Origin of the sequence: Myxococcus sp. SDU36, assembly GCF_030168875.1 — a bacterium.
In the GTDB taxonomy this organism is placed as follows: domain Bacteria; phylum Myxococcota; class Myxococcia; order Myxococcales; family Myxococcaceae; genus Myxococcus; species Myxococcus vastator.
In genome coordinates this window covers 6,100,159-6,113,225 of sequence record NZ_CP077414.1, presented here as the reverse complement: position 1 = coordinate 6,113,225, position 13,067 = coordinate 6,100,159, and the positions used below count along the sequence as shown (strand labels likewise).

Genomic DNA, 13,067 nt, shown 5'->3' with positions numbered 1-13,067 from the left:
CGCGGGACGGCTGCGTGTACTCATTCGGCCTGACGGCTTGAGAGAGAATCTGAGATGAGCGGAGGGTCTCGTTGTCCGGAGAGACCCTGTTCATGCCTTGTTTTGAAGTGTCGAGGTGCTCGTTGCTGGTCGCCGGCCGCTTCGACCACCAGCCAAGCGAAAAGCCAAGCACGATGGTGAGGCCGGCCAAGACCAGGAACAGCCTCACCAAAGTGAGTTTCATGGGCGCGATGCTCCTGCTGTCCTAGCTACGGCGTACCACCGTCGGGATGGGTCTTCTTGCAGGTGCAGTGGAATCCACTCCCATCCATGTTGTCGATACAATAGACCTGATATCCTGCGGGGCAGGTGATCGTGACGATCGGTCCGTCGCCGCCCCCGCCGCCTCCGCCCCCGTTGCCGCAGCCTTGTTCAGTGAATTCGCAGTGAATGGCTTCAGCCGGCGCTGCAACCAATGTAATGGCTGCCGCCAGCAATGTCGTGAGCAAAGACGCCACGGCATACGACTTTAGAATATGCATGTCCCCCTCCTCTTCAGATGCCCGTTGCGGGCTATGTCTGCATATGGAAAGGAGAAGGATGGGTTCAAGAGGCTCCTGGAGAAACTTGCTGGGCGCACTCTTTTTTCTGCCCCCCGAGCGTGGTGAGGCAGTGAGCTGACTACTGTGCTGGCCCGAACTGTGCCTGTGGTGTGGTCCATCGGCCCCAAACCAAGGCTGAGTCTTGGTTTGAGGCCGCGGAAACCGCGGACTACTTCGCGTCGAGGTACGCGCGGTACGCGTCGAAGCCGTACTCGCGCCCGAGGAAGTCCTTCACCAGCTCGGCGGCGGGCTTGGAGCCGCCGGGCTCCAGCACGGTGCGGCGGTACTTCATCGCCGTCTCCCGGTCGAGGAAGCCCTGCTTCTGGAACTCGGCCTCCAGGTCCTTCGCGATGACGGAGGACCAGAGGTACGTGTAGTACGCCGCCGAGTAACCATCCAGGTGCCCGAAGGCCACCTCGAAGTGCGTGCCGTCACGGTGCTCGTGCTTGAAGGGGCTGAGCTTGTTCTGCAAGGCCACCAGGGCCTCGGTGGTGTCGAAGCCCGGCTCGCGCGAGTAGTAGTCCAGGCTCACCGCGGACAGGAACAGCTGCCGCCGCGCCCACAGACCCTGGCCGAACTCCTTCGACGCGCGGAGCTTCTCCACCAGCTCCGCGGGGATGGGCTGGTTTGTCTCGTGGTGCTTCGCGAACTCCTTCAGCACCTCCGAGCTGCCCGCCCACTGCTGGAGCAGCATGGACGGCGTCTCCACGAAGTCCCACTCCACGCGGGTGCCCGCGATGCCCGCCCACTTCAGGTGCCCGCCGAAGATGGCGTGCAGCAGGTGGCCGAACTCGTGGAAGAAGGTCTCCACCTCGTCGTGCGTCATCAGCTCGCCGGGGCGCGCGAAGTTGCACACCAGCGACGCCTCCGGGTAGCGCTTGCCAGCCTGGCCCGCGACGAGGTCGAACTGCGCCGCGTGCTTGTACTTGTCGTCACGCGGGTGCATGTCCAGGTAGATGCGGCCCAGCAGCGTGTCGCCATCGAACACGTCGTAGGTCTCCACCTCCTGCTGCCACACCCGGGCGCCCTTCACCGGCTTGTAGGTGATGCCCCAGATGCGCGAGGTGATGTCCATCACCCCCGCCTTCACCCGGCTGTACTCGAAGTAGGGCCGCACCGCCTGCGAGTCGAAGCTGAAGCGCTCCGCGCGCAGCCGGTCCTCGTAGAAGTCCTGGTCCCAGGGCTCCAGCACCTTGGCGCCCTTGATGTCCTGCTGCTTGCGCGCCAGCAACTGCGCGTACTCCTGCTTCGCGCGGGCCTCGGTGGCCACGCCCAGCCGGTCGATGAAGTCCGCGGCCGCCTGCTGCGTGCGCGTCATCTTCGTCTCGGTGGTGTACGCGGCCCAGCTCGCGTAGCCCAGCAGCGTGGCCAGCTCGTGGCGCCTGGCGATGAGCCGCGCCAGCACGTCCTGGTTGGCCGGGTACGCGCGCTGACGGTAGGTGCGCCACAGCTTCTCGCGCGCCTTCGCGTCCTTCGCGTACGTCATGAAGGGGAAGTAGTCCGGGTAGTTGGTGGTGATGACCACCAACCCGTCCGCGCCCGGCGGGTGCGCCTTGCGGTAGTCCTCCGGCAGGCCGTCCAGCTCGGAGGGCTTGAAGGTCGCCTTGCGGACGTCCTCGGCGATGTTCTTGCTGAACTGCTGCCCCAGCTTGAGCAGCTCCTCGTTGAGCGACTTCACCTTGGCGCGGGTGGCGTCGTCGCGGTCCACGCCGGCGCGGCGGAAGTCGAGCAGCGCGCGCTCCATCCAGTACCGGGTCGCCGCGTCCGCGCTGGACAGGTCCACGGCGGCCAGCACGTCATAGACGCCGCGGTCCTGGGACAGCGCCACGTTGGCGGAGTCCACGCGCTGCTCGCACTCGCGTGCGGCGTCGCGGAAGGCCGCGTCTGGATGCACCTCGCGCGCGAGGCTGGAGCGGTTGGCCGCGGCCAGCAGCGAGCCCTGGGCCTCGTCATAGGCGGCGAGCACGGCCTGACCGTCCGCGCGCGCGTCCAGCGCCTTGATGGCGGTCACCTGCGTGCGGGTGCGCTCGAGGTCCGCGTCACACGCGGCGGTGAAGTCGGCCAGGGTGCCGGCGAGGACGCTGGCACCTTCGGGAGGCGGCACGGGCTTGGGCGCGGCGGCGGGGGCCGGGGCCTGCTGGGCGGTGGGCTCGGGGGCCGCGGCGGGGGTGTGCGTGCAGCCGGCCGACGCCAGTGCCGCGCAGAGGGTGAGGGCGCTCAGTCTCTTCAAGGGTAGGTTCCTCCTGGGTCCAATGACAACGTCGGAGCGTCATGCCACATCCCGCCTGCCTCCGCTCGTGCCGACATCCAGGAGGAGGCCGAGCCCGCGGAGTGGGATGTGTTGGAAGGAGACTTCGGCCTGACGCGCGCCGCTGGCCCGCTGCCTGTCTTCACGCGGACAGACGCATGAGACCGCCGGGCTCTGGCCACGAATTCGTCCGGTGAGAGCATTCCGCGTCGCTGGGCCGTGCTCCCCTGACGTGAGCGGGAAGGAGGACTCGGGCCTGCTCCTGGCCGGGGGAATCCGAGGATGCGCACGAACCTGTGGTGGAGCGTGGTGCTGGTGGCGTGTGCTTGTGGCGGCGCCGCGAAGACGGGCGACGCGCTCCGCTCGCGGCAGGTGGGACTGTCGCTCTCCGCCGCGCCAGGAGGCGTCCAGGGCGCCTTCGTTCATGAGGACGGTGCGGTGACGTTCTCCTCTCGCGAGGTGGAGCCAGGGGTGTACCGGCTGGAGGTCCGGCTGCGCGGGCTGGCGCTCACCGGATTGATGGAGCCGGCCAGCGGCGTCTCCACGCTGGATGGCTTCGCGGAGGCGAATGCCGCGGACGCGCAGATGGGCGCCGCGGACCGCGCGCTGCTCACCGCCCTCTATCGCGAGCTCGACGCGGCGCTCCCCAAGGGAGATGCGGCGGTCCCCGCGGCCATGTACCTGCGCCGCGCGGTGAGCGTGTGGTCCCAGTACCCGGACACCGTGGGGCTGCGGCGCGTGGTGATGGGCGAGAAGGGACGTGGCTACACGATGTTGTGCAGCTATGCGCAGTGCAACGGGCGCAACTCGGGCAGCTGCGAGGGGCGCTACAACTGGTACGCCCACGCGACGCATGACTGCGACCGGGGCGGCTTCGACTGGCCGGGCAATCAGCAACTGGCCCAGCTCGGTGACCACTATTCGTGTAACGGAGACGAGTTCTACCTGGCCGGCGATACCTGGCACTGCGGTTCACCCAATCACTGGCACCGGCCGAAGGTGGTGGGCAACTGCTTCGGGCGCTGCGGCAGCACGTGCGGCGGGGACACCCAGTACACGGTGGACGCCACCAACCACGACAGCTGCGTGCGCAATGGCCACATCCTGGTGAGCGGCTGGTGCAATGACCAGTTCGTCGCCGCCGTGGATGACGAGCTGTTCGCCCCCAACTGCTACTGAGCCATGTCACGACGGTCCGCGCCAGCGAGGTGGATGGGGTGGCTGACGCTGGCCGCGCTCGGGTGTTCCTCCGACGCGTCGAAGACGCGGGACGCGGAGGCGGCGGTGCGCCACTTCTTCTCGGCGCTGCCCGCGGGTGACTGCGAGCTCCTGGCACCGCTGCTGGCCACGGGGGGAGGCGCGAGACCCTGTGCGGAGACGGTGCGTGAGCTGCGGGGGCATGGCCTCACGCTCATGGGGATTGTCGAATCGACGGTGGACGGGCGCGACGCCGAGGCCGTTCTCGTGCGGGCCCGGGTGGCCCATGGTGGACGCGAGCGTCCGGCACCGTGGTTGCTACGGGTGGAGCGTCAGGACGGCGACTGGCGGGTGCGCTTCTGAGCGCCGGGGCGGGGAGGGGACCATGCGGATTCGTTACCGTTTGATTCTGGCGGGTGCGGGCGTGCTCGCCGTGACACTGGGCGGCGTGGAGTTCTGGCCCCAGCCCGAGCCGGCGCCGCTGCCCGCCGCGATGCTCGCCATGGCCGTGCCCCCGGCTCCACCTCCGCCCGCGCCGCCCCCCGGGGTGGTGCCGGTGAACGCCGCCGAGGTGCCCGCTCCGGCGCCTCCGCGCGAGGTGCCCCAGGTCACGGTGGCGCGGATGGCGCTCGAGCCCGTGGCGCCGGAACCAGAGGACGCGTCCCCGCCTCGCTTCGAGGACAACGACGACATCGAGCCCGAGCTGCCACAGACCGCCCAGTGGGAGCTGGAGAAGACGGCGCGAGTGGCGGCGCTGGTGGAGCGAGACGTGGTGCGGCTGGCGCGCGAGCGCGAGGACGCCGCGGCACAAGGTGACGTGCGGCGGGGCGAGCAGCTCGACGTGCTCCTTCAGCGCAGCCTGGAGCAGTTGCGCGAGCTGCACGAGGAGGTCCGCAGGCTGGCCGCGGTGGTGAACAGCGCTGGCCCCACGAAATGAGCACCAGGGGGACGGACGCCGCGGAGGCAACGGGGGGCCTGCCAGGGCCTGGAGGCATGGCTCATCGCGCATGACTCCAGGCTGGAAGGGCCTCAGGCGCGGACGCCCGTCTTCCGCGCGCCCGCGCGTTTGTAGACCTTGCCCGCCTTCAGCGGAGCCGTCTCGCCGCGTCCTGTCGTCTTCTTGGGGCGGCCCTCCTTGCGGTAGGCCACGGCGGCCGCCGACGGCAGCGTCTTGCGTCGCGAGGTGCTGCTCTGGCCCGGCTCCGGTTCGGGCAGCTTGCGGCTCTTCGCCGTGAGGCCCGTTCCTGGCGCGTGGCGGGGGCTGACGCTGCGGTCCGCGAAGGTCCGTTTGCCCAGGGCCCGCCGGCCGCTCTTCTTCGCCTTGTGGGTGCTGTCCTCGCTGGCGAGGTGCATATCGGTGGGCTTGAGCTCCAACGTCGTCCCCTGCCGCTTCGCGCGCTTCACTCGCTCCGTCTGACTCTTCTCTGGCATGCGACCTCCAGCGACACAGGTAGGAATGCCGCGAGGGGGATGCCAGGGAGCAGTGGAGCGGCCGGGCCCCGGTGCCCACGCCGGGCGGCGCCTCCAAAACGTCCGTCATGGCCTTCCGGGACGGGTTGCGGCGGCGCGGGGCGAGGTGCTCCGATGGTGGGGCCATGCGCCGTGCTCGAAGCTCCCTGGACGCGCCGTACCTCTCGACGGAGTCGAGCGAGCTCCGCATCGTCTGCCCTGGCTGCGGGCACGCCGTCACGGTGAGCGCCGGGGCACCCTGCATGAAGGTGTCCCTCCGCCCGAGCGCACCCGGCAGGCCCTTGAAGTCTGAGCGGAGAGAGTGTTGGGCGGGCCGCCAGCGGCGCGTCGTCAGTCGTCAGAGCACCGACTCGAGCGCGTCCGAGAGGGCCAGCAGCAAGGCCAGCTTCCGCTTCTGGCGGCGGTCGGCGTGGTTTGCATCACCGGCAACCCAGCCGGCGAGGCTCTCGAAGTCATCACGGGTGCCGCTCAATTCGTAGTCCAAGCCCTCGTCTTCGAGCCCTTCGACTCGCTTCGCCGAGGCGAGCACTTCCTCGGAGCATGGGTAGTCGAGGTGCTTGAGCAGCGCGAGCGCGTCGGCGGAGATGTAGATGCGGAGCTTCCTCTGGTTCTTCGGCATGCCGTCCTCCGCCGAGGACCATACGAGAGGGCCACGCCTGCCTGCGAGGCGCGAGGCGCCCCTGGCGCTCAGCGCGCGGCTGCCGCCTTGCCGCGCACGGCTTCGGGATGCGAGCGCTTCCATTCCGCGGGCAGCAGCGCGGGCATGTCGCGGAGGCACAGCTTCTTGGTGGCCAGCCGGGGCAGGACGTCCGCCAGGTATGCGACGGGGTCTACCTCAGCCAGCTTGCAGCACCCCAGGAGGGTGTACGCAATGGCGGCGCGTTCGCCACCTGCGTCACTGCCGGCGAAGAGGAAGTTCTTCCTCGTCAGCGCGGTGCGGATGTGCAGGCGCTCCACGACGGTGTTGTCGATGGGGATGACGCCGTCTTCGAGGTAGCGTCGCAACGCCTGTTGGTGGTTGAGCAAGTACCGGATGGCCCGGCCCAGCGGGGAGGAGGGCGGCTCATTGGGTTGGTGGGCAATCGCCCAGGCAATGAGGTCGTCGTAGACGGGTTTGCTGCGCTCCTGCCGCCCTCGCCGCCGCTCGTCAATGGTACAGGCCTGGAGCCTTCGCTCGATGGCGAAGAGTCGCTTGAAGGCCGCCAGCGGCAGCGCGGCTCGCTTGTCGCCGCCGTCCAGGGCCTTCCGGAAGTAGCGCCTCGCGTGCGTGTTGCAGCCACATTCCAGCAGGCCCGCCCGCTTGAAGGACGCGTCGAAGAGGCCGGCCGCATCGGCCACCGTGAGGCCCACTCGCATCGCCAGCATCTGCGCGGGGCCTATCTCCCCTCGCGCTGGCCCTCCCGCTTGCCCGTCGAGTTGTACAGACACAGCGCGGTGTGCTGCGTGCCGCAGTCTTTCACGTCGGCGCCCACATAGCCCCAGATGGCGCCCAGGCGAATGCCCTTCGCATTCTTCGAGTCCAGCACCGGCAGCGACGTCGCATCCAGGTGCATCACCGTGGCGCCCAGTACCTTGGACATGGCCGCGCGCCACACGGGCCGGAGCGCCTCGGTTGCCCAGGCCACCTGGTCGGCGAGGGTGGAGAGGGCCACCTCGAGTCCCAGCCGCTCAAAGCGCTCCACCTGCCGGCTCAGCGGCAGCCCGTCGTAGTACTTCTCCACGAGAAGCTGGGCCACCAGCCTGGCGCCCATCCTCCCGCCGCTCACCACCTTCTCGCCCAGCGGGGCGCGGACCACCTCCGCCTCGCACAGGTGGCACGCGAGCTTCTCCCGCTTGTCCTGCCGGACGATGACCTCCGCCGGAATCAGGTCGATGACCTCCGTCACCTCGTGCCCGACGCACTTCCGCACCTCGCCGCACCGAGGGCACGGACGCTGCTGTGCAGGCACCGGGATGACGTTCTCCACCCGGCGCAGATTCGTCGGAATGGGGCGGCGGGCGGGACGCGTCCGCTTCGGCCGCGCTTGTTCCTTTTGCGGAGGCTCCTCGTCAATGCCGGACGAGCGGCGAAGTCTTGCATCCACTTCCGCCACGTCACCATCGGAGTTCGCCGGCAGTCCGCCCAGGAGCAGCTTCAGCTGCGTGGTGGACACGCCCTCGCTCTTCTTGCCCTTCGTCTTGGCGTCCTGAAGCAGCCGCTCCAGCTCCGAGTTTCTCGACACCAGCCTGGCCACCAACGCCACCACCTCTTCGGTGCGGCCCTCGGCGAGGAGCGCTTTGAGCACCTCCAGCACCGGGCCTCGGCGCGGCTTCTTCGTCGTCTCGGAGGTGGGCGCGGTACCTGGCAAGGCGCGGGAAAGGTAACCAGCCGCCGTGCCCGCGCCACACCCTCGAAGGAGATTTTCTTCAGGCCGAGCGCAAGTGCCCCGGGGGCTCCCAGCGCTGCGACGTCCGCGCGCGCTGCACGTCGATGCCCTCGAGCAGCATCGCCAACTCATGCACGTCGAGTTCAATGCTGGTGGCGCCCAGGGCCACCTGGCTCGGAAAGGTGAAGGTGCCACGCTCGAGGCGCTTGTGTACGAGGGTGAAGCCGCCGCGCGTCCACAGCAGAAGCTTCACCTGGTTCTTCCGGCGGTTGAGGAAGACGAAGACGTGGCCGCTCAGTGGGTCCTTGGCCAGCACCTCGCGGACTTCGTTGCTCAAGCCATCGAAGCTGCGCCGCAGGTTGCACGGCGCCATCGCCACGTACACCTTCACCGCCCGGGGCAAGAGCAGCATCTACCCGCCCCCCGCAGCCAGCGCACCCACCAACTCTGCGACCCAGGCAGGGGGGATTGCGGCCGCGTCCAACAACTCCAGCACACAGCCGCCCGGCAGCCTCACCACCACCGCGGCACTCCCTTCCGCGGGCAGCGTCGGCGCAGCGCTCATCCCCCTCAGCACGGCCGGTACCCACCGCGCTGGGCCGTTAACGGGCGCCGCCTCCTCCCACTCCCCGAGGCGCTCCCGCCACCAGCGCAGTCGCTGGTCCGAGACGCCGCGCTGCCGCGCGTACGTGGCCAGCGGCAACCCGCTCCTCTGCAACGCCGCCAACTCCCTGCGTGCCTCGTCAGGCGTCCACTGCCGCCAACCGCCCCGCTTCTTCGTCGTCCTGAGTCCGTGCATGGCTCGCTACCTCCGCGGCCAGCCTCAGCATACCTCCTGGCGGAGCGCAGCCGCCCACCCGGTGCGCTCTGGCGGAGGGACACGCATGAAGTGCGGCGCGAGCCTGGAGGTGGCCTTGAGCGCCGCGCGAGGTCCGCCGCCTCCGTTGCCCCCGCGCCGGTTGACCCGAGCACAGCGCGCGGCCGTCTCGCGGCCCAGGCTGCACAAACACTACGTCCTGGGAACGCTGGCGCTCTGGGTGGGGGTGATGCTGCTCCCGGTGGGACTGCTCTTCGTGCGGCCCCTGCTCCTGCAGTCCGCCATCTTCATCGGGATGGGGGTGCTCTTCCGGCGCACGAGCTGGCCGGTGGCGCTGCGGCGCGAGCAGCAGCGCCAGTTGAAGGCGTTGGTCTGGGGATTGCCGGCCGCGGCTGAGCTCACGCGGGTGGAGCGTCAGGTGGCGCCTTCGCTGCATGCCGGACGCCTGGTGCAGCTCGACTATGTCTTCACGGTGCATGGCCAGCGCGTGGAAGGGAGCCTGCCTTCACCGCATGCGGTGGACCTGCTGCGGCGCCCGGGAGAGCGCGTCTGGGCCGTCTACGCGGCGGAGGACCCTGGCGCCAGCGCGCTATGGCCACCGGGCCCTTGAGATGGGCACGGCCCCTGCCCGGAGGTCGCGAGGCAGGGGCCGCGTCACGACGTGTCCCGCTATCCGCCGTGAAGGGGCAGGCGCTTCTTCGGCCCGCCGAGGTGCTTCACGTTCATCTCGCTGGGGGTCTTCTTGCGGCCCTTGAGCGCCGTCGCGCGGCGCCGATGACTCTTGGGCTCATGCGCCTCGGCGGCGGGGCCCAGCGTCACGCGCTCCAGCGTCTTCTGCCGCCGCAGCGCGGCCGCGTCATCGTGGGGCAGCGTCTTGCGCCCCTTGCTGGCCTGCACGCTCGGCTGGGCCCCGTGCGCGTCGACCCGCCGCCTGTTCTTGATGCCTGCCACTGTCGTCCGAACGGCCATGTTGCCTCCCTCCCGGTGAGGTAAGGACGGCGCCACGGCTTTTCCAGCACGCTGCGTCAGCCGCCTCGGGTCGGACTTGAACGTTCACCTGAGACAACCTGCTTCGCGGCCCACCGCTGTACTCAATGTCACCGCAAGGGACGTGCCGCTTCGTGGTCTGTGGAATTCACTGCCGGGAATGTGAAGCGGGCGCCCCCTGAATGGTATGCGGCTTCCCTTTACACCTGACGTCACCTGTCCGGCGGGGCCTGGCGCTTGTCGTTGCCGCGATACTCGCCATCTAGCCAGACCATGAAATCCGCTGGCACAAGGGGTGCTCTCTCCCTTCGCACGACCGCCTGTTCGGTCGACAGGAGAGGGAACCAATGAAGAAGAGCATCGGCCTTGCGCTTGCTTTGGCAGTCATTGCTTGCGGCAAGGCCCAGGATGATGAAATGCCGCCAGTTGAGCCCGGGGAGGGAAATACGGCGCAGACCGTGGCGGTGCGGTTGCTGGGCGTCCGCGGCTCCGGGCCGGTGCGCGTGCAGGTCTCCGCGCTCGAGTTGACGGTCGACGGCAACCCGCTTTCGTCTCAGCTGGGGGGCAGTGAAATCGACCTCGGCAACGAAGAGAACGCGTGGGCCGTGACGACGTTTGACCTCCCGGTCGACGCACGCAAGGTCGGGATCCGGTTGAAGTTTGACCCGGAAGGCATCGTGGAGCGCAACGGGAAGACGCAGTTGCTCGACCTGAGTGGTCCACCGGTCTCGGTGATCGCGGACGCCGCGCAGCTCCGAAAGCGCAGCAAGGTCGTGCTTGAGATCGACCTCGCGCGCTCATTGGTCGACCGTGGCGAACAGGTCTTCATGTTTCCGGAGTTCATCGTTCGCTACTGATGAGACTTCGAGCATCACGGCCACATGCGGTGAATTCAAACTGTAAGCAGAAAAGAAAGGTAGACGGGGGGAGTATGCGTTTTGGATGGCTATTGGCAACAGCGGGCCTGCTGACAGGCAATGTCGCGCTTGCGCACGAGCTGGCGTGCGACAAGCGAGTGAACGGGGAGCTCATCTACGAGATTCAGTCGTACCCGGCGACGCTCGAATGGACGATGAAGGTGCGCAATGTGCACCCAACGGGCGCGTCGACGGTCGACGCGGTGGAGGACCGACTGCTCACCGATGCGTTCGGTTGGGTCCCCACTCGGACGCCGCCGTACACGCTGGCCGTTGGAGAATCGTATACCGAGCGCTACACGGTCACGGTGAACTCGTTCGAGGAGTGCAAGCAGCTCGCGCTGGCTGATGGCTCGAAAGATGAGCTCATCGACAACGTGTTCTCCGCGTCCTGGGACGATGGTGAGATTCAATGCCGGGCTCGCGTCGTCTGCCTGCCGCTCTGCCCGCCCGGGACCTGCATCGGCGAACAGGGACCTCCGGGGCCCGAGGGGCCGCAGGGGCCCGAGGGACCTCCGGGGCCCGAGGGGCCGCAGGGCGAGGATGGGCTCCAAGGGCCCGTGGGGCCTCAAGGCGTGCCAGGCGTCGCTGGACCGCAGGGGGTGCCCGGTGTCGCCGGTCCAGTGGGTCCTCCCGGTGAGACGGGCGCCCCGGGCCCTACTGGGCCTGCGGGTGAGACAGGCGCCACGGGCCCTGCGGGGCCGGCTGGGCCGGTGGGTGAGACAGGCGCCACGGGCCCTGCGGGGCCGGCTGGGCCGGTGGGTGAGACAGGCGCCACGGGTCCTGCGGGGCCGGCTGGGCCGGTGGGTGAGACGGGCGCCACGGGCCCTGCGGGGCCGGCTGGGCCGGTGGGTGAGACAGGCGCCACGGGTCCTGCGGGGCCGGCTGGGCCTGTGGGACCTGCGGGTGAGACAGGCGCCACGGGTCCTGCGGGGCCGGCTGGGCCGGTGGGTGAGACGGGCGCCACGGGTCCTGCGGGGCCGGCTGGGCCGGTGGGTGAGACGGGCGCCACGGGTCCTGCGGGGCCGGCTGGGCCGGTGGGTGAGACGGGCGCCACGGGACCTGCGGGGCCGGCTGGACCTGCCGGGCCGACGGGGCCTGCGGGTGAAACGGGCGCGACGGGGCCTGCCGGGCCGACGGGGCCTGCGGGTGAAACGGGCGCGACGGGGCCTGCCGGGCCTGCGGGTGAAACGGGCGCGACGGGGCCTGCCGGGCCGACGGGGCCCGCGGGGCAGTCGGTGGTCGGTGCGTCCGAGCCTCCCGGGGCGAACTGCACCTATGGGGGCGTCCAGTACACCTCCGCGTCGGGCATCAACTATGTCTGCAATGGTGCTCCGGGCGACACGCTGGCCTTCGGGTACTTCTATGCCCTGATGCCGCCCGACAACGCGGCGACCGTCGCGGCCGCGTCCGCGGTGGACTTCCCGCGCGATGGCGCAACGAGCGGAATCAGTCGGGCCAGCGACAGCGAGTTCATCCTGCCCGCGATTGGTGTCTACGAAGTCTCCTGGCAGGTGAGCGTCACCGAGGCCGGTCAGCTCATCCTGGGGCTCGACAGTGGTGGCGGGGTCGTGGAGCAGATCAGCACCGTGGCTGGCCGCGCTACCGGAGCGTCTCAAATCATGAACCACGTCTTGATCACGACGACCGTGGTGAACTCGGTGCTCACCGTCCGCAATCCCGCGGGGAACTCGCCGGCACTGACGATTACGCCCCTCGCTGGCGGAACGCGCGCCGTCTCCGCCTCGCTGGTCATCAAGCAGATTCAGTAGCTGGACCCCCGGAGAGGCCATTCGACACGTTCGAGTGGCCTCTCCTCAGGGGTGATGGTCCGTAGGGCTCTGCCGGACGTGACGTCGACCGTGTTCGGCAGGGCCTTCCGTGGACGAAGCGAAGACGGATGAGGCCCGGTGCTACGTCGACGACCCGTTCCCACACCGGGGCGGGCGGGTGCTGGTGGTTCTTTGCCTCCCTCCGGGTGAGGTAAGGACGGCGCCACGGCTTTTCCATCCCCCTCCGAGAGACGGCGGAGGTCATGAGGGTGGGTATTTCCCGCTCTTCCACTCCCGGAGCGTCAGTGCGGCACTGAGGCCGACCTGGCTCATCGGCGGCGCGGCCAGATCCTCCAGAGCGCGCTCCGCCTCATCGGGTGCGGACTTCAATAATAAGGCCGTCGCGGCCCAGTAGCGGGTTCCTGGCTCGGACGCCGTCAGGAGGTTCCGCAGAAGCGGCAGCACGGCGGGCCCTCGCGTGGTCAACTCGCTCCGCGCCTCGGCAGCGGCGTCGTACGCCCGGTTGGCCGCCTGGGTCTTCCGGGCGTTCAGCAGGCGTCCATGTCGCGCTGAGACTTCCCGGAAATGGTCCACCAACCGGGCGGTATCAAGCTTTCCGAGTTCGTGTGCCTTCATGGCAGGACTCCGAACCACGGAAGAAGAAGGGCTACGCGCCAGGAGGCGAGGTGCGCCGACAGGTCGCGACGTCACG

16 protein-coding genes are annotated in these 13,067 nt (G+C 69.1%); 6 read left to right on the top strand and 10 right to left on the bottom strand.

Annotated features, from left to right (window positions below; genetic code table 11):
* Positions 1 to 248: 248 nt before the first annotated feature.
* Both KGD87_RS24720 and KGD87_RS24715 read right to left on the bottom strand, forming a co-directional pair.
* Positions 249 to 521 (bottom strand): hypothetical protein, encoded by a 273-nt coding sequence (locus KGD87_RS24720; RefSeq protein WP_284663052.1) that lies wholly within the window; start codon positions 519 to 521, stop codon positions 249 to 251.
* 229 nt (positions 522 to 750) lie between these two features.
* A complete protein-coding gene (locus KGD87_RS24715) occupies positions 751 to 2,811 on the bottom strand; it encodes a M3 family metallopeptidase (RefSeq protein ID WP_284663050.1) in 2,061 nt (686 codons plus the stop codon).
* A 300-nt stretch (positions 2,812 to 3,111) separates the two neighbouring features.
* Between KGD87_RS24715 and KGD87_RS24710 the strand changes: the two genes are divergently transcribed.
* From KGD87_RS24710 to KGD87_RS24700, 3 genes are read left to right on the top strand one after another with little or no spacing between them, the layout of a single operon-like run.
* A complete protein-coding gene (locus KGD87_RS24710) occupies positions 3,112 to 4,008 on the top strand; it encodes a hypothetical protein (protein ID WP_284663049.1) in 897 nt (298 codons plus the stop codon).
* Positions 4,009 to 4,011: 3 nt separating this feature from the next.
* Complete coding sequence (locus KGD87_RS24705; RefSeq protein WP_284663047.1) at positions 4,012 to 4,389, top strand: hypothetical protein; 378 nt, start codon at positions 4,012 to 4,014, stop codon at positions 4,387 to 4,389.
* Between the two features lie 22 nt (positions 4,390 to 4,411).
* Positions 4,412 to 4,963 (top strand): hypothetical protein, encoded by a 552-nt coding sequence (locus KGD87_RS24700; RefSeq protein ID WP_284663046.1) that lies wholly within the window; start codon positions 4,412 to 4,414, stop codon positions 4,961 to 4,963.
* A gap of 92 nt (positions 4,964 to 5,055) precedes the next feature.
* Here the strand turns inward: KGD87_RS24700 and KGD87_RS24695 are convergent, their stop codons facing one another.
* From KGD87_RS24695 to tnpA, 6 genes are all read right to left on the bottom strand, one after another.
* Positions 5,056 to 5,457 (bottom strand): hypothetical protein, encoded by a 402-nt coding sequence (locus KGD87_RS24695; RefSeq protein ID WP_284663044.1) that lies wholly within the window; start codon positions 5,455 to 5,457, stop codon positions 5,056 to 5,058.
* Positions 5,458 to 5,833: 376 nt separating this feature from the next.
* Entirely contained in the window at positions 5,834 to 6,115 is a 282-nt protein-coding gene (locus KGD87_RS24690; RefSeq protein WP_284662566.1) for a hypothetical protein, read from the bottom strand.
* 68 nt (positions 6,116 to 6,183) lie between these two features.
* Complete coding sequence (locus tag KGD87_RS24685; RefSeq protein ID WP_284663043.1) at positions 6,184 to 6,861, bottom strand: IS66 family transposase; 678 nt, start codon at positions 6,859 to 6,861, stop codon at positions 6,184 to 6,186.
* Between the two features lie 11 nt (positions 6,862 to 6,872).
* Positions 6,873 to 7,844 carry an IS66 family transposase gene (locus KGD87_RS24680; RefSeq protein ID WP_284663042.1) on the bottom strand — a complete coding sequence of 324 codons (972 nt, stop codon included), beginning with the start codon at positions 7,842 to 7,844 and terminating at the stop codon, positions 6,873 to 6,875.
* A gap of 58 nt (positions 7,845 to 7,902) precedes the next feature.
* Entirely contained in the window at positions 7,903 to 8,274 is a 372-nt protein-coding gene (tnpB, locus tag KGD87_RS24675) for an IS66 family insertion sequence element accessory protein TnpB (protein WP_095959537.1), read from the bottom strand.
* Entirely contained in the window at positions 8,275 to 8,661 is a 387-nt protein-coding gene (gene tnpA / locus KGD87_RS24670; protein ID WP_284662560.1) for an IS66 family insertion sequence element accessory protein TnpA, read from the bottom strand.
* A gap of 85 nt (positions 8,662 to 8,746) precedes the next feature.
* On the opposite strand from tnpA, the gene KGD87_RS24665 reads away from it, so the two are divergent.
* Positions 8,747 to 9,289: a hypothetical protein gene (locus KGD87_RS24665; protein WP_284663041.1), complete on the top strand. Its 543-nt coding sequence runs from the start codon at positions 8,747 to 8,749 to the stop codon at positions 9,287 to 9,289.
* 59 nt (positions 9,290 to 9,348) lie between these two features.
* Here the strand turns inward: KGD87_RS24665 and KGD87_RS24660 are convergent, their stop codons facing one another.
* The gene (locus KGD87_RS24660; protein ID WP_284663040.1) at positions 9,349 to 9,648 is read right to left on the bottom strand and encodes a hypothetical protein; all 300 of its coding nucleotides are present in this window, start codon (positions 9,646 to 9,648) and stop codon (positions 9,349 to 9,351) included.
* Between the two features lie 365 nt (positions 9,649 to 10,013).
* Between KGD87_RS24660 and KGD87_RS24655 the strand changes: the two genes are divergently transcribed.
* Positions 10,014 to 10,523, top strand: a complete 510-nt coding sequence (locus KGD87_RS24655) for a hypothetical protein (RefSeq protein WP_284663038.1) — start codon at positions 10,014 to 10,016, stop codon at positions 10,521 to 10,523.
* Positions 10,524 to 11,821: 1,298 nt separating this feature from the next.
* Positions 11,822 to 12,355: a hypothetical protein gene (locus tag KGD87_RS24650; protein ID WP_284663037.1), complete on the top strand. Its 534-nt coding sequence runs from the start codon at positions 11,822 to 11,824 to the stop codon at positions 12,353 to 12,355.
* Positions 12,356 to 12,616: 261 nt separating this feature from the next.
* Here the strand turns inward: KGD87_RS24650 and KGD87_RS24645 are convergent, their stop codons facing one another.
* Complete coding sequence (locus tag KGD87_RS24645) at positions 12,617 to 12,991, bottom strand: DUF2019 domain-containing protein (protein WP_284663035.1); 375 nt, start codon at positions 12,989 to 12,991, stop codon at positions 12,617 to 12,619.
* Positions 12,992 to 13,067 lie beyond the last annotated feature (76 nt).

Coding starts and splice junctions, on each gene's coding strand:
- KGD87_RS24720 (WP_284663052.1), bottom strand. CDS start 521: ATGCATATTCTAAAGTCGTATGCCGTGGCGTCTTTGCTCACGACATTG.
- KGD87_RS24710 (WP_284663049.1), top strand. CDS start 3,112: ATGCGCACGAACCTGTGGTGGAGCGTGGTGCTGGTGGCGTGTGCTTGT.
- KGD87_RS24705 (WP_284663047.1), top strand. CDS start 4,012: ATGTCACGACGGTCCGCGCCAGCGAGGTGGATGGGGTGGCTGACGCTG.
- KGD87_RS24700 (WP_284663046.1), top strand. CDS start 4,412: ATGCGGATTCGTTACCGTTTGATTCTGGCGGGTGCGGGCGTGCTCGCC.
- KGD87_RS24695 (WP_284663044.1), bottom strand. CDS start 5,457: ATGCCAGAGAAGAGTCAGACGGAGCGAGTGAAGCGCGCGAAGCGGCAG.
- KGD87_RS24690 (WP_284662566.1), bottom strand. CDS start 6,115: ATGCCGAAGAACCAGAGGAAGCTCCGCATCTACATCTCCGCCGACGCG.
- KGD87_RS24685 (WP_284663043.1), bottom strand. CDS start 6,861: ATGCTGGCGATGCGAGTGGGCCTCACGGTGGCCGATGCGGCCGGCCTC.
- tnpB (WP_095959537.1), bottom strand. CDS start 8,274: ATGCTGCTCTTGCCCCGGGCGGTGAAGGTGTACGTGGCGATGGCGCCG.
- tnpA (WP_284662560.1), bottom strand. CDS start 8,661: ATGCACGGACTCAGGACGACGAAGAAGCGGGGCGGTTGGCGGCAGTGG.
- KGD87_RS24665 (WP_284663041.1), top strand. CDS start 8,747: ATGAAGTGCGGCGCGAGCCTGGAGGTGGCCTTGAGCGCCGCGCGAGGT.
- KGD87_RS24660 (WP_284663040.1), bottom strand. CDS start 9,648: ATGGCCGTTCGGACGACAGTGGCAGGCATCAAGAACAGGCGGCGGGTC.
- KGD87_RS24655 (WP_284663038.1), top strand. CDS start 10,014: ATGAAGAAGAGCATCGGCCTTGCGCTTGCTTTGGCAGTCATTGCTTGC.
- KGD87_RS24645 (WP_284663035.1), bottom strand. CDS start 12,991: ATGAAGGCACACGAACTCGGAAAGCTTGATACCGCCCGGTTGGTGGAC.